Origin of the sequence: Asticcacaulis sp. AND118, assembly GCF_020535245.1 — a bacterium.
Classification (GTDB): domain Bacteria; phylum Pseudomonadota; class Alphaproteobacteria; order Caulobacterales; family Caulobacteraceae; genus Asticcacaulis.
In genome coordinates this window covers 109,437-132,646 of record NZ_CP084911.1, presented here as the reverse complement: position 1 = coordinate 132,646, position 23,210 = coordinate 109,437, and the positions used below count along the sequence as shown (strand labels likewise).

The 23,210-nt window shown below is 62.0% G+C and carries 18 protein-coding genes; 14 read left to right on the top strand and 4 right to left on the bottom strand.

Features of this window, described 5'->3' with window-relative positions:
- Positions 1 to 233: 233 nt before the first annotated feature.
- From LH365_RS14110 to LH365_RS14095, 4 genes are all read left to right on the top strand, one after another.
- Entirely contained in the window at positions 234 to 1,484 is a 1,251-nt protein-coding gene (locus LH365_RS14110) for an O-antigen ligase (protein ID WP_226745999.1), read from the top strand.
- 124 nt (positions 1,485 to 1,608) lie between these two features.
- A complete protein-coding gene (locus LH365_RS14105) occupies positions 1,609 to 2,982 on the top strand; it encodes a class II 3-deoxy-7-phosphoheptulonate synthase (RefSeq protein WP_226745998.1) in 1,374 nt (457 codons plus the stop codon).
- Positions 2,983 to 3,130: 148 nt separating this feature from the next.
- Positions 3,131 to 4,834, top strand: a complete 1,704-nt coding sequence (locus LH365_RS14100; protein WP_226745997.1) for a methyl-accepting chemotaxis protein — start codon at positions 3,131 to 3,133, stop codon at positions 4,832 to 4,834.
- Between the two features lie 72 nt (positions 4,835 to 4,906).
- Positions 4,907 to 6,283 carry an MATE family efflux transporter gene (locus tag LH365_RS14095; protein WP_226745996.1) on the top strand — a complete coding sequence of 459 codons (1,377 nt, stop codon included), beginning with the start codon at positions 4,907 to 4,909 and terminating at the stop codon, positions 6,281 to 6,283.
- Between the two features lie 40 nt (positions 6,284 to 6,323).
- Here LH365_RS14095 and LH365_RS14090 read toward each other — a convergent pair whose 3' ends face one another.
- Together LH365_RS14090 and LH365_RS14085 are read right to left on the bottom strand one after the other, a co-directional pair.
- Positions 6,324 to 6,647, bottom strand: coding sequence for a YnfA family protein (locus LH365_RS14090; protein ID WP_226745995.1), 324 nt, complete (start codon positions 6,645 to 6,647; stop codon positions 6,324 to 6,326).
- Between the two features lie 159 nt (positions 6,648 to 6,806).
- Positions 6,807 to 7,721: a cobalamin biosynthesis protein CbiG gene (locus LH365_RS14085; RefSeq protein WP_226745994.1), complete on the bottom strand. Its 915-nt coding sequence runs from the start codon at positions 7,719 to 7,721 to the stop codon at positions 6,807 to 6,809.
- Positions 7,722 to 7,894: 173 nt separating this feature from the next.
- Here LH365_RS14085 and LH365_RS14080 point away from each other — a divergent pair, with 173 nt between their 5' ends.
- Both LH365_RS14080 and LH365_RS14075 read left to right on the top strand, forming a co-directional pair.
- Positions 7,895 to 8,842 carry a Gfo/Idh/MocA family protein gene (locus LH365_RS14080; RefSeq protein WP_226745993.1) on the top strand — a complete coding sequence of 316 codons (948 nt, stop codon included), beginning with the start codon at positions 7,895 to 7,897 and terminating at the stop codon, positions 8,840 to 8,842.
- 82 nt (positions 8,843 to 8,924) lie between these two features.
- Positions 8,925 to 9,679, top strand: a protein-coding gene (locus LH365_RS14075; protein ID WP_370639762.1) for an IS5 family transposase whose coding sequence is annotated in 2 segments (ribosomal slippage) — positions 8,925 to 9,243 and positions 9,243 to 9,679 — 756 coding nt in all. Because the reading frame shifts where the segments join, the coding sequence is not laid out codon by codon here.
- Here the strand turns inward: LH365_RS14075 and LH365_RS14070 are convergent.
- Complete coding sequence (locus LH365_RS14070) at positions 9,680 to 10,294, bottom strand: hypothetical protein (RefSeq protein WP_226745991.1); 615 nt, start codon at positions 10,292 to 10,294, stop codon at positions 9,680 to 9,682.
- 84 nt (positions 10,295 to 10,378) lie between these two features.
- Complete coding sequence (locus LH365_RS14065) at positions 10,379 to 11,299, bottom strand: ribokinase (protein ID WP_226745990.1); 921 nt, start codon at positions 11,297 to 11,299, stop codon at positions 10,379 to 10,381.
- Between the two features lie 157 nt (positions 11,300 to 11,456).
- Here LH365_RS14065 and LH365_RS14060 point away from each other — a divergent pair, with 157 nt between their 5' ends.
- From LH365_RS14060 to LH365_RS14030, 8 genes are all read left to right on the top strand, one after another.
- Positions 11,457 to 12,401, top strand: coding sequence for a DUF2608 domain-containing protein (locus LH365_RS14060; RefSeq protein ID WP_226745989.1), 945 nt, complete (start codon positions 11,457 to 11,459; stop codon positions 12,399 to 12,401).
- Positions 12,398 to 13,384, top strand: a complete 987-nt coding sequence (locus LH365_RS14055; RefSeq protein ID WP_226745988.1) for a nucleoside hydrolase — start codon at positions 12,398 to 12,400, stop codon at positions 13,382 to 13,384. Before LH365_RS14060 ends, LH365_RS14055 begins: the two co-directional genes overlap by 4 nt.
- A gap of 112 nt (positions 13,385 to 13,496) precedes the next feature.
- Complete coding sequence (rhaT, locus tag LH365_RS14050; protein ID WP_226745987.1) at positions 13,497 to 14,570, top strand: L-rhamnose/proton symporter RhaT; 1,074 nt, start codon at positions 13,497 to 13,499, stop codon at positions 14,568 to 14,570.
- Positions 14,571 to 14,664: 94 nt separating this feature from the next.
- Positions 14,665 to 14,844 carry a hypothetical protein gene (locus LH365_RS14045; protein ID WP_226745986.1) on the top strand — a complete coding sequence of 60 codons (180 nt, stop codon included), beginning with the start codon at positions 14,665 to 14,667 and terminating at the stop codon, positions 14,842 to 14,844.
- Positions 14,845 to 15,442: 598 nt separating this feature from the next.
- The gene (locus LH365_RS14040) at positions 15,443 to 18,550 is read left to right on the top strand and encodes a TonB-dependent receptor (RefSeq protein ID WP_226745985.1); all 3,108 of its coding nucleotides are present in this window, start codon (positions 15,443 to 15,445) and stop codon (positions 18,548 to 18,550) included.
- A gap of 194 nt (positions 18,551 to 18,744) precedes the next feature.
- The gene (locus LH365_RS14035) at positions 18,745 to 20,298 is read left to right on the top strand and encodes an alpha-N-arabinofuranosidase (protein WP_226745984.1); all 1,554 of its coding nucleotides are present in this window, start codon (positions 18,745 to 18,747) and stop codon (positions 20,296 to 20,298) included.
- A 10-nt stretch (positions 20,299 to 20,308) separates the two neighbouring features.
- On the top strand, positions 20,309 to 20,443 hold the full coding sequence (locus tag LH365_RS18650) for a hypothetical protein (RefSeq protein WP_255606761.1): 135 nt from the start codon (positions 20,309 to 20,311) through the stop codon (positions 20,441 to 20,443).
- A gap of 58 nt (positions 20,444 to 20,501) precedes the next feature.
- The gene (locus tag LH365_RS14030) at positions 20,502 to 23,165 is read left to right on the top strand and encodes a glycoside hydrolase family 3 protein (RefSeq protein WP_226745983.1); all 2,664 of its coding nucleotides are present in this window, start codon (positions 20,502 to 20,504) and stop codon (positions 23,163 to 23,165) included.
- Positions 23,166 to 23,210: the final 45 nt, after the last annotated feature.

Here is a 23,210-nt window from a genome sequence, read left to right as displayed (position 1 = left end):
GTGGTGGGGTATCTTACGGTATATCCAACTACTGAGTGGGCTGCAGAAAGAACCCCCACCACCACATCTCACCGCCTTGGCGGTTCGTGCGGTCCCCCTCCCCATCAAAGATGGGGAGGTATGAATTTACGAGCCTGTTAAGTCCGTCTTATTTCTGCACCAAATAGAGTGTACGGACAGCTATACTCGAAAAGATTGTAAAAATGGCTCCGGCTAAAGCGCAGACATTCCAAATGCCGTCCTATACGGGCGTGGTCATGGCGATTACCCTGACCTTCTTCGCCTTCTTCACCTATGCGGGACCGTTGGGCTATGCCCTGACGGCGACCTTCGGCGGGCTGCTGTTGCTGGGCTACTGGCGGTACGTGAAGGATTTCGGCTGGATCGGCGCGGTGTTGCTGGTGCTGCTGGCGTGGCTGGTGTTGCGCTCGACCCTGCTTTACGATCTGCACAGCGGCGCGGATTTCAGTCAATACGACACCTGGGAGGATCAGGCATGGCTGAAGATGATCCTTCAGCCGGTGTGGTACGGCGCGCTGATCCTCGCCGCCTGGCGCATGAAGCCGAAAACGGCGTCGGGCCTGATGACCGGGCTGCTTTACGCCTATATCGGCCTGTGTGCGTTGATCATTATGGACGCCCTGTCGGGCGCACGTCTTTATCAGTCGATCTCGGCGGCGCTTTATCAGCCGATCCGCCCCGACCTGGCCATGGTCAAGGTCTCGATCGCCACCTATGCCTTTGTGCTGCTCTACTGGCCGCTGATGCTGGCCGGGGAGCACAAATCGCGTCTGCTGAAGGTCGTGGCGCTGGCGGCGTGCGTGCTGGCGCCGCTGGTCACCGGAGCCAATGCGCCGACCCTGGCCCTGATCGTCTCGTTCGCCGTCTTCTGGATCGTGCGGACCTTCCCGGCACTCGGTGGTTTCAGCATCTACAAGGTCATCGCCACGCTGGTGGCGTTCAAGATCCTGTTCACCCCGCTGATCATCGACACCATCCGCCGCATGGGCTGGGGCGACAATGCGCGTCAGTTCCTGCCGGCCTCGTGGGATGCGCGCCTCGACATCTGGGAGTTCGCGGCGGAAAAGATATTGCGCAAGCCGTTCCTTGGCTGGGGCTTCGATTCCAGCCGTCATTTCGGCAAGGCCATCCCGCTGCATCCGCATAATATGTCGATCCAGGTCGGGCTGGAGCTGGGCTATATCGGCCTGTTCCTGCTGGCGGCGGTGTGGGTGCTGATCATCCTGCGCATCGGGCGCGGGGCCCCGCAAGCGTCTGCAGAGCCCCTTACCGAACTGCGCGATCTGTCGAGCGCCAGCGCCGCCGCCGGGGCCGATCCGCGGCCCTACGCCATGGCCGCGCTTTCGGCCTTTTTCGTCATGGCGCAACTCAGCTTCGGCATCTGGCAGGAGTGGTGGCTGGCCCTGATGGCGCTGGTCACGGCCATCTACCTGATGGCGCGCACGGCGGCAAAGGCGGACTGAGACACCGCTCTTTCAGAGACATGGTTGCGGAATATACTATAAAATACTGTGTTCTAAGTGATTTTGTCAGTTTTCGGTGATTGTGGATATTGAGTTTGCTTCCACCTCCGCTTAAATAGCGGCCATGAACAAGTCCTGGTCTCCCCATAGCTGGCGCGCGCGCCCCGCGCTCCACATTCCTGACGATTACCCCGATGCGGCGGCGTTACGTGCCGCTGAGGCCGAAATCGCCACGCTCCCGCCTCTGGTCTTCGCCGGTGAAGCTCGCCGTCTGACGACCGCTCTGGGCAAGGTCGCCAATGGCGAAGCCTTCTTGTTGCAGGGCGGCGACTGCGCCGAAAGCTTTAAAGAGTTTTCGGCCGACAATATCCGCGACACCTTCCGCCTGATCCTGCAGATGGCGGTCGTGCTGACCTTTGCCGGCGGCAAACCGGTGGTGAAGCTGGGCCGCATCGCGGGTCAGTTTGGCAAGCCGCGCTCCTCGCCGATCGAGACCATCGGCGACGTGACCCTGCCCAGCTATCGCGGCGACAATATCAACGGCATGGAGTTCACGCCCGAAGCGCGCATTCCGGACCCGCAGCGCCTGGTCAAGGCCTACCATCAGTCGTCTTCGACCCTGAACCTGCTGCGCGCCTTCGCCAATGGCGGCTATGCCGACCTGTACAACATCCACAAGTGGACACTGGGCTTCGTGTCGGGTTCGCCGCAGGGCGAGCGTTACCGCGAACTGGCCGAAAAGATTTCCGAGACGCTGAACTTCATGTCGGCCATCGGCATCACTTCGGACAAGGCGCAGGAAATCCGTCAGGTAGACTTCTTCACCTCGCACGAGGCGCTGCTGCTCAACTACGAGCAGGCCCTGACGCGGGTGGATTCGACCTCCGGCGACTGGTACGACACCTCGGCCCATATGCTGTGGATCGGCGAGCGCACGCGTCAACTTGACGGGGCGCATGTCCACTTCATGCAGGGGATCAAGAACCCCATCGGCGTGAAGTGTGGCCCGACGCTGGAGCCTGACGATCTGAAGCGTCTGATCGACGCCCTCAACCCGGAAGGCATTCCGGGCCGCCTGACCCTGATCGGCCGTTTCGGCTCGGACAAGGTTGGCGAACGCCTGCCGCGCCTGATGAAGGCGTCGCGCGAACACGGCGTGCCGGTGGTGTGGTCGATCGACCCCATGCACGGCAATGTCGTCAAGGCGGCCAATGGCTACAAGACGCGTCCGTTCGACCGCATCCTCTCCGAGGTGCGTTCGTTCATCGATATCGCGGCGTCGGAAAATGTTCATCCGGGCGGCCTGCACCTCGAAATGACGGGTCAGAACGTCACGGAATGTCTGGGCGGCGCGCACGCCTTGAGCGAGGACGAACTGAGCCACCGCTACCACACGCACTGCGACCCGCGTCTCAATGCGGATCAGGCGCTGGAACTGAGCTTCCTCGTCGCTGAACGTCTGCAGGGCCTGAAGGACAAGGCGGCGAGGGCTGCCTGATCCTGAGCGGTATCTGAGTAACGATCGCTTTTAAAAGGGACCTCTTCGGAGGTCCTTTTTTTAAATCTGCTGTCCGAAAATTAAGAACTTCGTTACCATAGCGACAAATAGTCGCGGATGAATTTCAGCGTTTGTCCGAGGCGTAGGCATGTCGATTTTTTCCACACTTCGCGGTCGTATCCTGTCGACCGTCTTCCTGTGCATCAGCGTCGCCGTGCTGGCCTTGGCCGGGATCGAATTTTTCAACTATCGCGCCAATCAGGAAGCCCAGATAAGGCGCGACCTCGAATGGTCGCTTGGCGTGGCGGCGGATCGCTTCGCCACGGCCAACGGGGGGCAGGTCGAAGCTATCGACGGCGTGGTGCGCGCGGTGACCGCCGAAAGTATCCCGGTGTCGGAGGATCATACGCTGGTCGACGAGACCGGCAAGATCAACAAGGGTTATGTGACGCTGTTTGCCGCCGACCCCGAAAAGGCCGGCGACTTCATCCGCGTGTCCACCAATGTCGTCAAGCCGGATGGCAATCGTGCCGTCGGCACTAACCTGGGCAAGGACAGCGCCGCCTGGCCGTCGCTCAGCAAGGGTGAAGCCTATTTCGGCAAGGCCGCCATTCTTGGTGAGGACTACCAAACAGCCTACGCGCCCATTCGCAATGGCGGCGGCGAAGTAATCGGCGTCGTCTTCGTCGGCGTAGCGAAGGTGTCGGCGCTGACCAACGCCCTGTGGGGGCAGGCGCTGACCATGCTGGGCTTTGCGCTCGCCACGCTGGTCGCCACGGCGGCCGTGCTCTATCCGCTGCTGGGCCGCGAACTGGGCAAAATCCAGACCATCGCCTCCGCCGCGCGCGACGTAGCGCAGGGCCAACTCGACCGCGACATTCCGCACGCCAAGGGTCAGGACGAGATCGCCCTGATCGCGCGCGCCGTCACCGATCTGCGTGAGGCCGCCCGCGAACGCGAAGCCATGCGCCGACAACAGGCCGAAGAGGCCACCGCCGCCCTGGCGCGCCGCGACGCCGGGCAGCAGGACGTCGAACGCTTTCTGGAGCAGGTGCGCGGTCTGTTCGAGACGCTGCAAGGCGATATTCGCACCTTCACGGGCCTCAGCCATACCTTGCGCGAGGCGGGCGCCCATACCGAACGCGCCACAGCGCAGGCGGCGGACACCAGCGCGCAGGCCTCGGGTTCCGTGGCCGACATGGCCGAAGCCACGACGCAACTGGCGGCGACCATCGAAGAAGTCACCGCCTCGGTGCAGAGCGCGTCCGACGTCATCCGCAAGGCCGGGCAGGAGGGTGAACAGGCCTCTCAGAAGGTCGGGCAACTGGTTGAAGCCGCCGAACGGATCGACGACGTGGTGCGCCTGATCCAGAGCATCGCCTCGCAGACCAATCTGCTGGCGCTCAACGCCACCATCGAAGCGGCGCGCGCGGGCGAGGCGGGCAAGGGCTTTGCCGTCGTCGCCACCGAAGTCAAATCGCTGGCCAACCAGACGGCCAAGGCGACGGAAGATATTGTCAGCCAGATATCGGCCATTCAGACGGCGACCCGCGAAACCGTCGACGCCATCCGCACCATCAGCGACGTGCTGATCGAGGTCGAGAACCTGTCGGCGGGCATCTACGGCGCGGTGCACGAACAAAGCACGGCGGCTTCGGCCATCTCCACCGGCGCCAGCACGGCGTCGCGCAATGCCGAAACCACGCAGCAGGCGGTGCGCGACGCGGCGCAGCAAGTCGCCCATTCGCGCGAAGCCAACCAGCGCCTCGATGAGACGGCTCAACGGGTGACCGATGCCCTGCAAAGCCTGTCCTCGGCGGTGGAAAGCTTCGTCAGCCGTCGCGCGGCGTAAACTGACGCTCGCTGTCAGCAGATTTGTGATCACGTCGTTGAAGCGGTAACCGAACTCGGCTACAGGCACGGCATGACCGTCGCTCTGGAAAACATAAAGACTTACAAGTCCGCCTTCGCCGAACTGTTCCATCTGTCGTGGCCGGTCGTCGGGTCGCGTCTGGGCTTCATGCTGATGGGACTGATGGACACGCTGGTGGTCGGTCACTACAGCGCGGCGGAACTGGGCTATCATTCGCTGGCCTGGGCCCCGACCTCGATCTTCCTCGTCACCTCCATCGGGCTGCTGGTCGGGATTCAGGTCAAGACGGCGCACTTTGTCGGCGGCGACGAACCGCACCGCATCGGGCCGGTCTTCCGCCGGGGCATGATCTATGCCGTTGTGCTGGGCATCGTGGCGGCGGTCGTGCTGTTTCTTGCCGGGCCCGGCCTGCTGCATCTGGCCGTCAAGCCGGAGATGGCCGACGGTGCGTCCGGACCCCTGCTGGTCTTCGCCCTGTCCATGCCCTTTTACATGATCGCAGTGGCCGGATCGGAGTTCCTCGAAGGACTGGGCCGGACGCGTCCGGGGCTGGTCTTCACCTGGGCCGGCAATATCATCAATGGCGCGCTGTTGTTCCTGCTGGTGCCCGGGATCGTCACCATTCCCGGTATCGACAGCGACGGCGCGATGGGCGCGGCCATTTCGACGCTGGTGGCGCGCGGCGGCGTCATGGTCGCTATCCTGATCTATGTCCTGACCCTGCCGGGCATCGCCAAATATGGCCTGCTCAAAACGCATGCGCCGGATCCGCAAGGCGCGCGCGAACAGCGTCAGATCGGTTACGCCGCCGGCGCTTCGTACTTTATCGAGGTCGCAGCCTTTGCCGGCATGACCCTCTACGCCGGTCGCATTTCCGAAGACGCCGTGGCCGTCTGGGCCATCGTGCTCAACTTCGCCTCCATCGTCTTCATGGTGCCCATGGGGCTGGCCATCGGCTGTTCGGTTCTGGTGGGTCGCGCCTACGGGGCCGGCGACATGCCGGGGCTGGCGCGCATGGGCCGGGTCAGCTTCACCGCGGCGGCGGCCTTCATGATGAGTGTCTGCATCGTGGTGCTGATCGGCTCGCAATGGATCGCCGCGGGCTATACGTCCGACGAGACGTTGCGCGCCGGCGTGCAGGCGGCTTTGCTGCTGTCGTGCCTGTTCTTCGTGCCCGACGGTGTGCAGGTGGTGACGGCTCAGGCCCTGCGGGCGCGTCAGGACGTGGTGATCGCGCCGGTGCTGCACTATATCGCCTATGGGCTAGTTATGCTGCCGATGGGCTATGTCCTGGCCCTGCATTTCGCGCACGGCGTGCCGGGGCTGATCTATGCGGCGGCCCTGGCCAGTTGGGTGTCGGCCATATTGCTGCAGGCGCGCTTCATGTGGCTGGATAGGAAGGCACTAAGCACTTTCCGAAAAGTGTGAAACGGTTTTCGGATCAAAAGTGCGATAAACTAAAATTCCGCTATGCGCGCGGTCCCCACAGAATAAGACTGGCGCCGATCAGGCAGACCAGAAGCCCGCCGCCGTCCCAGACATCGGGTTTCTGCTTTTCCACGAACCACATCCACCCGATCGAGGCGGCGATATAGATGGCCCCATAGGCGGCATAGGTGCGTCCGGCGGCTTCGGTGTCGGGCAGGGTCAGCAGCCACGCAAAGGCGATCAGACAGATCAGGCCGGGAATGAGCCACAGCGGCGATTTATGCAGTCTCAGCACCGCGTAGGCGCTGAAGCAGCCGCCGATTTCGCACAATGCCGCGAGGACATAGATAAGCAGGGTCTTCATGCCCGGCACTTTGGCAAGCCGTTTCACCCGGCGCAAGGACTTGCTGTGTCGGCCTTGGCCCTATAGGGCCTCATCCATCTGACGACGCAGGCGCAATTGACACTGGGGCCGAAGCTGGCTGCGATGCGGGCATACTCTTTCGCCGGCGGAGGAGGATACTCAGACTCCCAAAATCCAGCCTTCTTCCTCACGCGCAATCGCCACCTCTTCCTCGCTCAGACCGGCCGGCGTGGCGAACTTTGTGGCTAAAGCGTCCTTGTCGTCCAGTTCGGCCAGAGCCGTTGCGGTCAGACGTACCTGGGTGGCGTCCTTGACCTCGCCGGCCTCCGGCGCGCCGGGGTAGAGCGACGGATAGATCTCGGCGAGCACCGTATCGACGCCGTCCAGCGCCTCTGCGTTCAGCGCGCCAAAGCCCGTCTCGAATGGCCAGAGACGCGCGCGGCCTTCCAGTGCGTCCTTCAAAGCCTTCACCGCCGGGATGCCGAGCAGGGTCTGGCCTCCGACCACGCCGGCACCGTGCATCTGCCACACGCTCTTCGCCAAAACACTTTTAGACTGTGACGACTTGCCCAGCTTGCGCGCGGCTTCTTCGGTCAGGCGGAACTCCGGAAACTCGCCATAGGAGGCCGGTTTCAGCGTCGACAGCCACTTCTGCGCGGCGTTCCTGGGGCAGCCCCAGAAGGGGTAGGCGTCGTCGGTCGTCAGCCGGTTGATCTTGGCGGCGACGGCGAAACGGTTATTGGTGTTGTCGGCCTTGTCGACCACGTTCTTGACGACGAAATCCCACATCTGGGCCCAGCCGTTAAGGCCCAGCTTCGCCGCCGTGCCGCGCGGAAATCCGAGGTTGAAATCGAAGCCGACAAAGACGCGGTCGCCGCGCTTGTGCAGGTCGGCGAGAATGGTCTTCAGCAGCGCCACGGCTTCGGCGCGCGTTGCCGGATTGTGCGCCTCATAGGACAGGCGGAAACGCACGTCGCGCTTCATCACGCCGATCCACACCGAGGACTCGCCGGTCTTCTTGCCCTCGGCGGCGCTCCAGTCAACGATCACATAGGCTCCGAAAAGACGCGCCATAGGGCTTCTCCGATGCGGGCGGGAAACAATCGGGCGCTTTTAGCCTATGGCGCGTGCGGGACCAAACCCTAAACTGTGCATTGTCGCCGGGAATACCGCTTTTGTGGTTCCACTCGGTGGGAAATCCTGTGTACAACAGGCGCGCTTTATTGGTTTGCAAGGGTGTGAGGCTCATGACCGTTCTACGCGCGGGGGTCGCCGGTGCCGGCGTTTTCGGGGGCTATCACGCCAACAAGTACAAGGAAGCTGAGGCTGCGGGGCGCGTGCGTTTCGTCGGCATCTACGACCTCGATACGGCGCGCGCCGAAGCGGCCGCCGAAAAGCTGGGCGTCAAGGCGTTCAGCGGCGATCAGTTCGAAGCCTTCCTTGCCGAACTGGACGTGATTACTGTCGCCGTGCCGGCCTTTGCCCACGCGCAGGTGGCGCTCAAGGCGCTGGGTTCGGGCGTGCACACCTATGTCGAAAAACCGCTGGCCGTCGCGGTCGAGGACGGCGAAGCCATGGTGGCGAAGGCGGCTGAAAAGGGCGTGGTGCTGGCCTGCGGGCATCAGGAGCGTGCGGTGTTCGAGGCCATGGGGCTTTACGCCGTGCCGGAGCGTCCCTTACGTCTGGAGGCCGTGCGCAATGGCACGGTGTCGACGCGCAATCTCGATGTGTCCGTCGTGCTCGACCTGATGATCCACGACCTCGATCTGGGCCTGACCCTCGCCGCCGGCGAGGCCGGGGGCATGGAGGTCTCGGCGCGCTTCCGTGACGCGCCGGACTATGTGGCTGTGGGCGCGGATGAGGTATCGGCCGAAGTCAAGTTCGACGACGGCTTCGTGGCGACGTTTGCCGCGTCGCGCATGGCGGCCGAGCGTGAGCGCACCATGCGGCTGGTCTATCCGTCGGGTGAGGTCTTCATCGATCTGCTGAACCGCAAGTTCGAAAACACTACGCCGTTCGACCTGAACCCCGACTTTGCACAGGCCGATATTGCCCGCGACCCGCTGGGGACCAGTGTGTTTCGTTTCCTTGATACAGTGGCGGGTCTGCGCGACCGTCCGCTGGCGACGGGTGAAGAGGCGCTGAAGGCTCTCGGTCTGGCGCTGGCCATTGATGAGGCGATTGCCGATATTTGAAACTAGGCTCAGGCCCTATTAATTAACACGAGGGATTCCCAAAGGGTGGGTGATGTGATTCACTTTTGGAAGGAGGTGGATCATGGATGAAGTGTTTTTGCTGTCTGAGGTGCAATTCAACCGGATACGCCGGTATTTTCCGTTGTCGCACGGCGTTCCTCGCGTGGATGATCTGCGCGTGGTCAGCGGGATTATTTACGTTATAAAACATGGTCTTCAGTGGAAGGATGCCCCCAAGGGCTATGGTCCGCACAAGACGCTTTATAACCGTTTCATGCGCTGGAGCCGGATGGGCGTTTTCAATAGGGTTTTCACCGCTCTGGCCTCGCAGGCTGGTGATCCGGAGCAACTGATTATCGACGCCACGCATCTCAAAGCCCACCGCACCGCAGCCAGTCTGCTAAAAAAAGGGGATTTCCCCGCCTTCTCGGACGCACCAAAGGCGGCCTGAACTCCAAACTTCATGCGGTTACCGACCCGCGCGGCAGGCCTATCCGCCTGTTGCTGACCGCCGGACAGGTCAGCGACTTCAAGGGCGCAGCCTTGTTGTTGGATACACTGCCCAAAGCAAAAACTTTGCTGGGCGATCGGGGATATGACGCCAACTGGTTCCGTAACGCTCTGAAAGGTAAGGGAATAAATCCCTGCATCCCTTCAAAGCGTAATCGAAAAGTTCAGATCGAGCATGACAAAATACTCTATAAGCAACGCCATAAGGTCGAAAACATGTTCGCCAAACTCAAGGACTGGCGGCGCGTACACACTCGATACGACCGCTGTGCCCACACTTTCTTCTCTGCCATACTCATCGCCGCTACCGTCATCTTCTGGCTCTGATCAATGAGTCCTGAGCCTAGGTAGGGGGATGGGCTCGGTATTCAGCACGCGGTCGCGCAAAGTCATCTGCTCCGGCGTGAGAGGCTTGCCCTGGGGTTTTGCAGGTGCGGCGGGTTCAGGTTCAGGCCTGGGTTGAACCGATTCCGACGCTTTGACCGGTTCGGGCTGCGGTTCGAGGGCAGGCTGCTGTGCAGACTTTCCGGATGATTTGCAAGCGTCGATGTTGGTCCTGAGGTCCGCCCTGAGATCCGCCATGGGAGCGGACTCCGGACGCGGCCATTGCAGGCCGGCCAGATCGCCGGGCTTCAGCGTCACAAACGGCACGTCCGGGGCCTTATCGAAATAGTATCCCGACCATTTGAGCTTGCTCTTCAGCGTCACCTGATCTTCGATGGACGTGGCGGCGCGTTTGTAGGCCTGCGTTTCCGAGGCATCGCAGCGGGCATAGAGGCGCTCGATCATCAAGGCCGTGCGCACGCCCTTGACCACATCGTCACGGGTTTGGGGCGTGTCGAGGTCTTCGAGCGCGATGAGCATACGATCGGCAAAGGCGCGCAACCGCTCGCGCCTTTGTTCCGGCGTCAGGTGTTCATCGGTGCGCTGCGCATGGCCCATGCGCCCAAGGGTAAGGGCGGTTTGACCGGCGGGGATAGATTCGGGTGCAGGGGCTGCGCCCCTGCCCGCCGGAGGCTCTTACTCTTACGAACGCGCCGCCAGAAACACGGCCACTTCCTCCGCCGTCGGCGCGGCATCGGCCGACCTGCGCGTTACCGAAATTGCAGACGCTGCCGAGGCGTAGCGCATCGCCGACACATAGTCGTCGCCAAGGACCAGACGCGCGGCGAGCGCGCCGTTGAAGACATCGCCAGCGCCGACGGCATCGACGGCTTCGACGGGGAAGGCGGGCAGACGCACCAGTTCGCCGTCGATCAGTCCGGCGCAGCCATTGGCGCCGAGCGTGGTAATGACGGTTTTGGTCCCGTGGGCGCGCAGGGTCTGCATGGCGAGGATGAGCGAGTCGTCGTCCTGCCCGTCTATGCCGGTGAGTTTGGCCAGTTCGGTTTCGTTGGGGGTGACGACGTCGCACAGGGGCAGGAGGTCGAACACGCCGCGATCGACCGGGGCGGGATTGAGGATGGTCTTGACGCCGTTGGCCACGGCGATTTCGAGCGCGGCCTTGAGCGTGTCGAGCGGCGTTTCGAGCTGCACCACCAGCGCGCCTGCGGCGGCGATCAGGGCCGCGGCGGCTTCGGCATGTTCGGGGTTAAGTCGGGCATTGGCGGCGGAAGAGACGACGATCATGTTCTGACCGTCGGGCGCGACCAGGATGTTTGCCATACCTGTGCCGACGCCTTCGAGGACGAGGACGGACTCGTCGTTGACGCCGCGTTTTTTGAGGAAGTCGCGGGCCATGACGCCGAAATTGTCGTTGCCGACCGCGCCGACCATGCGGGTGACAACGCCCGACTGCGCAGCGGCGACCGCCTGATTGAGCCCCTTGCCGCCCATCGCCACCGCCGTGTCGTGCCCCATGATGGTTTCATTGGGTTTGGGCAGGGCGTCGACCCGGATGAAGAAGTCCACATTGATCGAGCCGAGAACGAGGATGGAGGCGCTCACGAAAATCCCTTCGGTTGACAGCGGCCCTGAGGCAGGCGATGAAACGTTTCATAACAATGCTCGCCTTGCGGCGGGCGAAGCGCTGATCTAAGCCTGATCCGCCCGTTTTGCCAAGCCAAAGCCAGGCGCACCGAGAGACTCTATTTTAGGAAACCTGATGCGTTCCAATCGTATCGCCGCTCTGTTTGCCGGTTTGACCCTGCTGAGCGCCGCTCCCGTATTCGCCGCCGCCGAACATCCGCCCCTGCCGGCGGACGGCTTCTACACCACGCCGGACCTGAAGACCGCGGCCGATCTGGCGCGGGCCGATCATGCGGCGAAGAAGCGTGTGCTGTTCGTAGTCGATATCGACGACACCATCCTCACCATGCCGCAGGATCTGGGGTCGGAGGCCTGGCTGAGCGAGCGCATGGCGGCGATCAAGGCGAAGACGCCGGAGGGCCAGACGCCGGATTACGAGCCGATCTTCTACGAACAGGCCCTGTGGTATCAGGTAACGAACATGCAACCGACGCAAGCCGATGGCCCGGCGGTGATCGCGGGGCTTCAGGATCTGGGTATTCCGGTCTACGCCCTGACGGCGCGCGATCCGAACCTGCGCGGTCAGACCGAGCGCGCTCTGTCAAAGGCCGGTTACGACCTGTCGAAAGCGCCCGATTGCGCCAAGCCCCTGTGCGCGCGGCGCGGGCGTCTGCGCGACGGTGAAATCCGTGCGGCGGGTGCGGCGCTGAAGGTTTCGCTGGCTGACACGGCCTATCGCGAGGTGACGGTGCAGGACGGCGTGATGATGGTCGCCGGTCAGGACAAGGGCACCATGTTGCGGCTGCTGATGGGCAGCCTCGGCAAGTACGATGCCGTCTACTTCCTCGACGACAGCCGCCGCAATATCGACAATGTGGCGCGCGTGGCGAAGAGTTCGAAGACGCCGATCTATGTGTATCACTATACCGGTGTCCTGCCGAAGGTCGAGGCGCTGCACAAGGACAAGGCGCGTCTGAGCGCCGCCGACGCCGTGTCGGATGCGACGCGGACCGTCATGTGCCTTCAGGTGCAGTCTGACCTGTGCGACTATACCCATACCGGTGCGGAGGCGTCGAAATGAGCAAGATCAAGATTATCTTCGACACCGATCCGGGCATCGACGACGCCATGGCCCTGGCCTTTCTGGGGGCGCACCCTCAGGCGGAACTGCTGGCACTGACGACCGTGTTCGGCAATGGCGGTGTCGACATCACCACGCGCAACGCCCTCTATCTGACGCAGCGCTTCGGTATCGACGTGCCGGTCTATCGCGGGGCGCATACGCCGCTGGTCCTGCCCGCGCCGACGCCGGCGCCGCACGTTCATGGTTACGACGGCCTGGGCGATATCGGGGCCGTGCAAGGCTTCGAAGCCGCGCCGCAGGGCGTGCCCGCGCCGCAGCGCATCGTCGAACTGATCCGCGAACATCCGGGCGAGATCACCCTTTTGGCCGTCGGGCCGCTGACCAATCTGGCGCTGGCGCTCGACCTCGATCCGCAGATCGCCGGGCTGGTCAAGGAGGTGGTGATCATGGGCGGGGCCTTCGGCTGGGGCCCGCGCCGCGGCAATGTCTCTCCGGTCGCCGAGGCCAATATCATCAATGATCCGCACGCCGCGGATCAGGTTTTCACCGCGCCGTGGCCGATCCGCGCCGTGGGCCTCGACGTGACGACGCAGTGCATCCTGTCGACCGCCGCCGCCGAAGCGCTGGGGCGCACGGCGGGCGAGACGGGGCAGTTCCTGTTCGACATTTCGCGCGGCTACGAGAAGCTCTATACGGAACGCGACGGTTTTGCCGGCTGCGCCCTGCACGACGTGGCCGCCGCCATCGCCGTTTTCGAGCCGCAACTGTTCGGTTATGCGCGCGGTACGGTGCGCGCCGTGACCGACGGCATCGCCATCGGCCAGACGATCCTCAAGGAAGAGGGGCGCAACTTCCCGCCCGGCCCTTGGGACGATCTGCCTGTGCAGACCGTCTGCCGCGAAGTCGATGCCGCAGGTGTGCTGGGGGCCTATACGGCCGCCTTGTCGGCGCGTTACGCAGGGTTGAAGGCCGCCGGTTGAACCGGCTCAGAGCGAATTTAATCATTTGCGATAAGCTTAAAACGCCATTGCGCATATCGGGACATATATATAGCATAAGCGGACATAACCAAGCATAAGGAAACGTCCGCTTATGACTCCCAACCCGTTGATTGGCGTCTTTTTTCACTGGCTGGGCGGTCTCGCCTCGGCCTCCTTCTACGTGCCCTACAAGAAGATCAAACTGTGGTCGTGGGAGATATTCTGGCTGACCGGCGGTATCTTCTCGTGGCTGATCGCGCCGTGGATTTTTGCCTATTTTCAGACCTCCGATCTGTTCGGTGTGCTGGGCAGCGCTGCGCCCGCCACCTGGTTCTGGTGCGTCTTCTGGGGCGTGCTGTGGGGTTTCGGCGGCCTGACCTTCGGCCTGACCATGCGCTATCTGGGGCTCAGCCTCGGCATGGCCGTGGCGTTGGGCCTGACGACCGTCATCGGCACGCTGGGTATCCCGATCTATAATGGAACGATCCTTGCGCTGGCGCAGAAACTCAGCGGGCAGGTGACTCTGTTCGGCGTTCTGGTCGTGCTCGGAGGTATTGTATTGGTGGCGCGTGCGGGCCATTCCAAGAGTAAGGAAGTCACCGAGGTTTCAGACAGCCTGAAAGAGTTCAACCTGACCAAGGGCCTGATGGTGGCGGTTTTCTGCGGCGTCATGTCGGCGTGCTTCGCCTTTGGTTTGGATGCGGGCGCCTCGGTGCGCGAGGCCTCGGCGGCGGCCGGGACCGGGCCTTTGTGGGTCGGTTTACCGGTGCTGTGCATGGTGCTGTTGGGCGGCCTGACGACCAACCTCGTCTGGTCGGGATATCTCATTCTTAAGAATAAATCGGCTTCCGAATGGGTGGGCAAGCCCAAGCCGGGCGCTGAGAACACCGGTCCGATCCCGCTTCTCACCAACTATCTACTGGCGGCGCTGGGCGGCGTTCTGTGGTACTTCCAGTTCTTCTTCTACACCATGGGCGAAAGCCAGATGGGCGAGTACGGCTTCTCGTCGTGGACGCTGCACATGGCCTCGATCATCCTCTTTTCGACCCTGTGGGGGTTTGCGTTGAAAGAATGGAAGGGCACCTCGGTCAAGACCCGCGCGTTGGTTTGGGGCGGTATCACAACGCTGCTGATGTCCACCATCATCATCGGTTACGGCATCAAGCTGGCAGCCGAAGGCCTGTAATTAAAAGCATTCTTGTGCCCTACGTTGTTGTGCATCGCCCGTAATCAGGCGGCTGAGCGCCGTCACGTCACCTCTGGAACAGCGCGCAAGTGTTTTGACGGCGCGCATCGATCCCGCTGAATTTGAAGGCCAGCGCGTCCTCATAACCGCCGGCACCAAGGGCGCCGGACGCGCCACCGTTCAACGTTTCCTCGCGGGCTGCGCGCGCGTGATTACTGCCGCGCGATCAAGCCGGATGAACTGTCGGGCATTGAATTTGTTCTGGCCGATCTGACGACCGCAGACGGGTGCGCGGCGTTGGGAGAAGCCGCGCTTGAACGACACCGACGGTCTGATCCGGTCTCTGTGAAAGTCTGTGCGCCCTCATTGTGAGGGCGCGTAGAGGTGATTCGCTGCTCGCTCCAGACGCACGTGAGTGAATGAAACGCTGGACTAAGTTCGATTTGGTGCAGGCAAAGCGGGCCGGGGCGCGTAAAATCAAATCGAAATCGGGGCGATTATTTCCTAAATTTTACAATTATTTGGCCCCTTTTCAGGCATTTCATTTGCCCCTCAGATTGTGTGACGAGCCCGTACCCCGGTTTGTTGCAAAAACGACACGAGCCTTGAGTACGCAGACAAAATAAAAAAAAGTTGTAGCGGTGACAACGTTAGCATGTTAGCGATACCACAACGATGAGCGACAAAGTCGCCTCAGGGAGATGTTTAAAAGAGGTATCACTGAAGCTGATCTGACGGATCTGAGCTTCGTCTGAGTTTCCGACTCTGCTGTGTGTTGAACGCCGAATTAGCCCGCGTGTCTAAGCGGAAGGCTAATACTGTACCCAATATGCGTTTTTATTAGTAAAAATAACAGTCCGCGGGAGGACACTATGAAACAACCCAGTTCCGGCTTGTCGTCAAGCCGCACGCGCACTCTGCTGCGCAAGGCTATCCTTTGCAGCGCGTCTGGTTTAGCGATGCTTGCGGGAGGTGCGTATGCGCAGGAAGCGGCGCCTGCGGTGGACGACAGTATTGAAACCGTTGTGGTGACGGGCGTTCGCGGTTCGCTGCAGCGTTCGATGAACATCAAGCGCAACGCGTCGGGCGTGGTCGATGCGATCACCTCTGAAGACATCGGCAAGTATCCGGACACCAACCTGGCCGAATCGGTCCAGCGCATTCCGGGTGTGTCGATCGACCGCACCAACGGCGAAGGTTCGACCGTGACCGTGCGCGGCTTCGGTCCGGGCTTCAACCTGGTGACGCTGAACGGCCGCGTGATGCCGGCGGCGCAGATCAACGCCGTGGGTTCGGGTAACGGCACCGCCGGCGGCGGTTCGCGTAATTTCGACTTCTCCAGCATCGCGTCGGACGGCGTGTCGGGCTTTGAAGTCTACAAGACCGGTAAGGCTCATGTCGCTTCGGGCGGCATCGGCGCGACGCTGAACATCAAGACCCTGCGTCCGATCGGCAAGTCGGGCACCTCGGGTTCGCTGTCGGCCAAGGCGGTGCACGGCGAAAACCTGATCGACGGCAAGGACTGGACGCCGGAAATCGCGGGCACCTACAAGTGGACCAACGAAGACAACACCTTCGGCGTGGCCCTGTTCGGTCAGTTCGCCGAAAAAGACGTGGCGACGCGTCAGGCGACCCAGAACAGCTGGAACCTCGACACCCGCGATCAGTTCTACAGCCCGTCGAGCGGTCGTCTGCGCTATGCGTCGAACCAGACCACGCTGCTGACGCAGATCACCAATCCCCCGCCGGCCGGTGCGCTGGTCGCCTATCCGAACGACAGCCGTTACGCCCTGTCGGAAACGCACAATGAGCGCAGCAACCTTGTGGCCACGGCGCAATGGCGTCCGGTTGAAAACTGGCTGTTCACGGCGGATGCCCTGTACGTTCAGAACGAAGCGACCGAACTGCGCGCCGAACAGACCAACTGGTTCAACCGTCCGTTCGACCAGATCGTGTTCGAAAAGGGCGCTTCGGGCATCTATAACGCCGTCTTCCTGCAGGAAAACCTGTCGGGCGTGAAGGACATCGGCTTTGAACAGCAGTTGGTCAGCCTCAAGAGCACGCTGAAGTCGGTAGGCTTCAACGCGGTGTGGGACATCAACGACAAGATGAGCCTGACCTTCGACGCGCATTCGTCCGAAGGCGAGGTTCTGCCGAACAATCCGGACGGTTCGACCACGGTCGCCATCTCGATCGGCGCGCCGGTGATCGCCTCGCACTCGGTGGACTTCCGCGGTGAAATCCCGGTTCAGAAATACACCATCAACGACGCGCTGCGCGGCAACAACAATGGCCGTCTCGATGCGGGCGATCTGGGCTCTCAGGTGGGTCGCACCTGGACCAACAGCCAGACCAACAAGATCGACGAATTCAAGGTCGATTTTGCCTATGACTTCGACGGCGAAAGCCGCTTCGACGCCGGTATCGACCTGCTGAAGTCGGAAATGACGACGACGACGGGTTCGACCTATCAGGCGCTGGGCGACTGGGGTATCTCGCGTCCGGGCGACGTGGCGCAATACGCGCCGGGCCTGATCACCACCTATGATCTGGGGGGGCTGTTCCAGGACTTCACGCCGGGTCAGTCGAACATCGCCTTCCGCGGCAATGCGCTCGACATCTACCGCGCGCTGGCCAAGGGCTATAACCAGTCGCTGCCGACCACCTCTTTGACGGCCAACACCATCGAAGAAGAAATCAAGGCGATCTATGGTCAGTTGACCCTGAAGGGCGACTTCCTCGGCAAGCCGGTCGGTATCGTGGCCGGTCTGCGCTACGAAAAGACCAATGTGACGGCTTCGGCCCTGCAAAGCGTCCCGACGGCCATCCGCTGGACCGCTGACAACGACTTCGCCACCGATTTCGGCACCGGCGTCGCCACCCTCAGCAGCCAGGCGGACTACGACAACTGGCTGCCGAACCTCGACATCTCGTGGAATGTGCGCGATGACGTGACGGTGCGGGCGTCCTACTCCAAGACCATCGCGCGGGCGGCCTATGGCAACATGTACGCCACGACGACGGTCAACACGCCGCCGCGTCCGACCGCCAACGGCACCAATCCGACGGCGTCTTCGGGCAACCCGGCCCTGCTGCCGCTGGAATCGTCGAACATCGACTTCTCGGCGGAATGGTACTACGGCCCGGCCAACTACGTGTCGATCGGCTTCTACAACAAGGACGTGGCCAACTTCATCGGCACGGGCCGCGTAACGCAGACCCTGTTCGACCTGCGTGACCCGACCGCCGCGACGCCGGGCTCGCGCTCGGGCACGGCCAAGACCGCGCTGGGTGAACTGGGTCAATCGCCGACCGACGTCAACCTGTTCACCATGACCGCCCTGGTCATCAAGAACAACGGCAACACGACGGCGGCCAAGAACGAGTACACCGCCAACTCGACCAACGGTAACCTCAATCAGGCCTTCGTGGACCAGATCCTCGCCGCCTATGACATTACCGCCAATTCGAGCGATCCGCTGTTCAACTTCGACACCGCCATTCCGGTCAATAACAAGACCGCGAACATCCACGGCTTCGAACTGGCCATCCAGCACTTCTTCGGCGACAGCGGTTGGGGTGTGTCGGGCAGCATGACGACGGTTGAAGGCGACATCGGCTTCGACAACTCGGCGGCGCCGGGCACGCTTCAGTTCCCGCTGCTGGGCCTGTCGGACACCTACAACGTCACCCTGATCTACGACAAGGGTCCGCTGTCGGGTCGTCTGGCCTATAACTGGCGCGACAAGTACATCGCCAACACCAATGTCGGCGCGCAGGGCGACCCGCAGTACTTCGAGGAGTTCGGCGTGCTGGACGCTTCGGTCAACTACACGGTGACGCCGAACATCCAGATCACCTTCGAAGGTCTCAACCTGACCAAGGAGCACATCCGCCAGTACGGCCGCGACACCTCCAACATCTACTTCGCTCAGGAACTCGATACCAGATACCAAATCGGCGTCCGATATAAGTTCTAGCGTTCCTCCCTGTAAACTGAGGAAGGCCGCGGGCGACCGCCGCCTTCCTCATCTTTACCGGGGGTTACATTGTAAGCGTAGACCGGACGCAATCGGTACTCTCGCTGTTTGATTAAAGCTATTTCCCCGCTTTTGTTCCGGACTCCCACTCTGAAGAGTAGGGGCCGAAAGATGTTGCGCCATCTGGAGATTCCATGAAATCATCAGTCTTTCTGGCGGTTGTGGCCGCCGTCGCTCTTCCTGGCGCGATATGGGCTCAAGACCGCGTAGACGTGACGCTCGATGCCGCGAAGCCGGGCGCCCGGATCGACCGTCGCATATTCGGGCAGTTCGCCGAACATCTGGGCGAAGGCATATATGGCGGCATCTGGGTCGGGAAAGACTCTTCCATTCCCCATACTCGCGGCATCCGCAATGACGTGGTCGCGGCCCTGAAGGCGATCAAGGTGCCCGTGGTCCGCTGGCCGGGCGGCTGCTTTGCCGACGAATATCACTGGCGCCGGGGTATAGGCGAAAAGCGCCAGCCCATGATGAACGCCAACTGGGGCGGCGTCGTTGAACCGAACACCTTCGGCACCGACGAATTCATGGATTTTGCTCAGCAGATCGGTGCGGAAGCCTATATTTCGGTCAATGTCGGGTCGGGTACGCCGGGTGAGGCGGCCGAATGGCTCGAATATATGACCGCCAGCACCGAGGACGCTCTGGGTGCGGAGCGCGCAAAGAACGGTCATGCCGCGCCCTATAAGGTGCCTTTCGTCGGTCTCGGCAATGAAAGCTGGGACTGTGGCGGCGGCATGTCGGCCGATTTCTACGTCAGCCAGATGAAACTGCACGCGCGTTTCGTGCGCAACTATAATCCGGACCAGCCTATGCAGCGGATCGCTGTCGGTCCCAATGGCGGCGATACGGCCTATACCGAAGCCGTCATGAAGGCCTATCAGGGGCATAGCTGGGCGTGGAGCATCGAAGGGCTGTCGCTGCATTCCTACACGCATGGCGGCTGGCCGCCTTCCTATAAGGCGACCGGTTTTGATGAAAAGGCCTATGCCGCGCTGCTTAAAGACACGCTGAGCATGGAAGAACTGGTCACCACACATTCGGCGATCATGGATAAATACGATCCCGAAAAGAAGGTGGCTCTGGTGGTGGACGAATGGGGCTCCTGGCTGGCCCCGACGCCCGGCACCAACCCCGGCTTCCTCATGCAGCAGAACTCGCAGCGCGACGCCATTATCGCCGGTCTCAACCTGAACATTTTCGCGCGCCACGCCGATCGTGTCCGCATGGCGAACATTGCCCAGATGGTCAATGTGCTGCAGGCGATGATCCTGACCGACAAGGAGCGGATGCTGCTCACACCGACCTACCATGTGTTCAGGATGTATCTGCCGTTTCAGGACGCGACCCTGCTGCCGGTCGCGTTCGAGGCGGGGCGCTATCAGCACGGCGAGGTGACGCTGCCGCGCCTCGATGCGATGGCCGCCAAAGGGGCGGACGGCAAGGTCTATCTTTCGCTGATCAATCTCGATCCCAATCGCCCGGCGGATATCGATGTGGCCGCATTGGGTTTCAAGGTGAAATCCGCATCGGGAGAAACGCTTGCTGCGGCGAAATTCGATGCGATCAACACGTTCGAGGCACCCAATACGGTGATGCCAAAATCCCTTACGACGAAAGTATCGAACGGCAAGGCCGTGGTGCGTCTGGCCCCGGCGTCGGTCACCGTTCTCGCTCTTAACCCCTAGGAGATCATCGATGGCCGAACCTGTCCAGAATGTCCCCATCGCCCCACCATCGTCAGCGGCGGCGCCCGAACGCCTGCCCGCAACGCCTGCCGCCGTCGCGCTTACCCCTGAAGAAGAAAAGCAATGCGACCGCGCAACCGACTGATCGCTTGATGAAAGGGTGACCAGTTGCGCGCAAGCGGCAAGTGAAAAAGGGAATGATGATGAGACAATCGAGCCGCGTGCTCCGCTATGCCGCCTTGCGGTCGCTGACGATCGCGCTTTGCATTTCGATGGGCGCCGCTCCAGGCGCGCAGGCACAAAATCCTCTGGAGGTTCAGCCCTATCAGGACATGAGCCGGCCGGCGGAAAGTCGGGCCGCCGATCTGGTCGCCCGGATGACGCTCGAAGAAAAGACGTCGCAACTCATTAATGACGCACCGGCCATTCCCCGGCTGGGCGTGCGCGAATACAACTGGTGGAACGAAGGCCTGCACGGGGTGGCGGCGGCCGGCTACGCCACCGTGTTTCCTCAGGCCGTGGGGCTTGCGGCCACCTGGGACGAGCCGCTCATTCATCAGGTTGCGGACACGATCAGCATCGAATTCCGGGCCAAGTACGTCGAAAGCCGTCATCGCTTCGGCGGCTCGGACTGGTTCAGGGGACTGACCGTCTGGTCCCCCAATATCAATATTTTCCGCGACCCTCGATGGGGACGGGGGCAGGAGACCTTCGGCGAAGATCCCTATCTCACCGCCCGCATGGGCGTCGCCTTCATCAAGGGGTTGCAGGGGACGGATCCGGTCTATTACCGGACGGTCGCGACGCCCAAGCATTATGCGGTTCACAGCGGGCCGGAAGCGAGCCGTCACCGCGACAATATAAACCCGTCCCTTTACGATCTTGAAGACACCTATCTGCCGGCTTTCCGCGCCGCCATTACCGAAGGCAAGGCGGTGTCGATTATGTGCGCTTACAACGCCATCAACGGCCAGCCCGCCTGCGCCAACGACAATCTGCTGGTCAGGCACCTGCGCAAGGATTGGGGGTTCACAGGCTTTGTCGTCTCCGACTGCGACGCGGTGGGCGATATCTACTACAAGACCTCGCACCACTATCGGGCCACGCCGGAGGAAGGCGTCACCGCCGCCTATCTGGCGGGTACGGATCTGATCTGCGGTAATGCCAACGAAGCGGACCACCTGACCGCCGCGGTGCGCAAGGGCCTGCTGGCGGAAAGCACATTGGATCAGGCGCTTGTCCGATTGTTCACCGCGCGCTTCAGGCTGGGGCAATTCGATCCGCCGGCGAAGGTTTTTCCGGCCATTACCGCCGCCAATTACGACACGCCGGCCCATCGCGATTTTTCGCAGCGCGTGGCGGAGTCAGCGATAGTGCTGCTGAAGAACGAGGGCGATATTCTGCCTCTCAAAGGCGAGCCCAAATCCATTGCGGTTATTGGCCCCAACGCCAACACCGTGGATGCCCTGGTCGGCAATTATAACGGTGAACCGTCGCATCCGGTCACCATTCTCGACGGCCTGCGCGCCCGCTATCCCCAGGCCCGGATACGCTACGCGCAGGGTTCCGGCCTGATCGATCCGGTCATGGCGCCGGTGCCGGACGACGCCCTTTGCCGTGATCAGAACTGCCTGCAGACAGGCGTCGCGATCAGCCTCTATCCGGAGCCGGACATGACCGGTCCTCCGATCCGCACGGCTTTTGAACCTAATGCCCGTCAAATCTGGTCAGGTGAGCAACGCAGCGGCGCGGTGCGGTTTGACGGATATCTTACCGCGCCGGAAAGCGGCGAGTATCGCTTCCGCTACGATGCTGACGGCGGATATCGCATCTGGATCGATGGCAAGCTGGTCATTGACGCCTGGGATGTCGACTGGCGTCCATCGATCGCCACGGGCGCCATCCAGCTCCAGGCGGGTCACCGCTATGCGCTGCGCGTCGAGGCCTTCCAGCGGCAGAACAAGGGTGATGAGACACTCCTTTGGAGTCTGCCATCCGATCGGGGGGCGCGAGACGCCATGGATGCCGCCCGGGACTCCGATCTGGTGGTCTTCGTAGCGGGCCTGTCGCAACGGGTGGAGGGCGAGGAAATGCGGGTGCAGACCCCCGGCTTTTCGGGTGGCGACCGCACCAGCCTCGACCTGCCCCCCGTGCAGCAAAAGCTGCTGGAACAGGTGACGGCCGTCGGGAAACCCGTGGTGCTGGTGCTTGTCAACGGCAGCGCCTTGAGCGTCAACTGGGCGGACAAGCACGTGCCGGCGATTGTCGAGGCCTGGTATCCCGGCGGGCAGGGTGGAGCCGCCGTGGCGCGGCTGATCGCGGGCGACTTCAGCCCAGCGGGACGTTTGCCGGTAACCTTCTATCGTTCCGCCGACCAGTTACCGGCGTTCAGCGACTACGGCATGAAGGGGCGCACCTATCGATATTTCAAAGGCGAGGCTCTGTATCCGTTCGGTTACGGCCTGTCCTACACGCGCTTTACCTACGCTCCGGCGAAACTGTCGGCAAAGCGCATAAGGGGCGATGGCGAAGTGACCGTGTCGGTGGACGTCACCAACGCAGGAAAGCGGGATGGAGATGAAGTGGTTCAGCTCTATGTCAGTCATCCCGGCGTCGCCGCGCCGGTGCGGGCGCTGGCGCGTTTTCAACGCATCCACCTGAAAGCCGGTGAAACGCAAACCGTGACCTTCACGCTGGACAGCCGGACGCTCAGCACCGTGGACTCTAACGGCGTCCGTATGGTTCAACCGGGAACGGTGAAGCTGTGGATCGGCGGGGGACAGCCCGACGCCCGAAAAGGGCTGACCAAGGCTGCGGGCGTCTCAACCTCGATCTCCGTCAGTTCCCTGCATAGGCATGAACCTTAACCCCCCTTCAAAGCGCCGCCAAAGAGCGGAACACATCCCACCGGA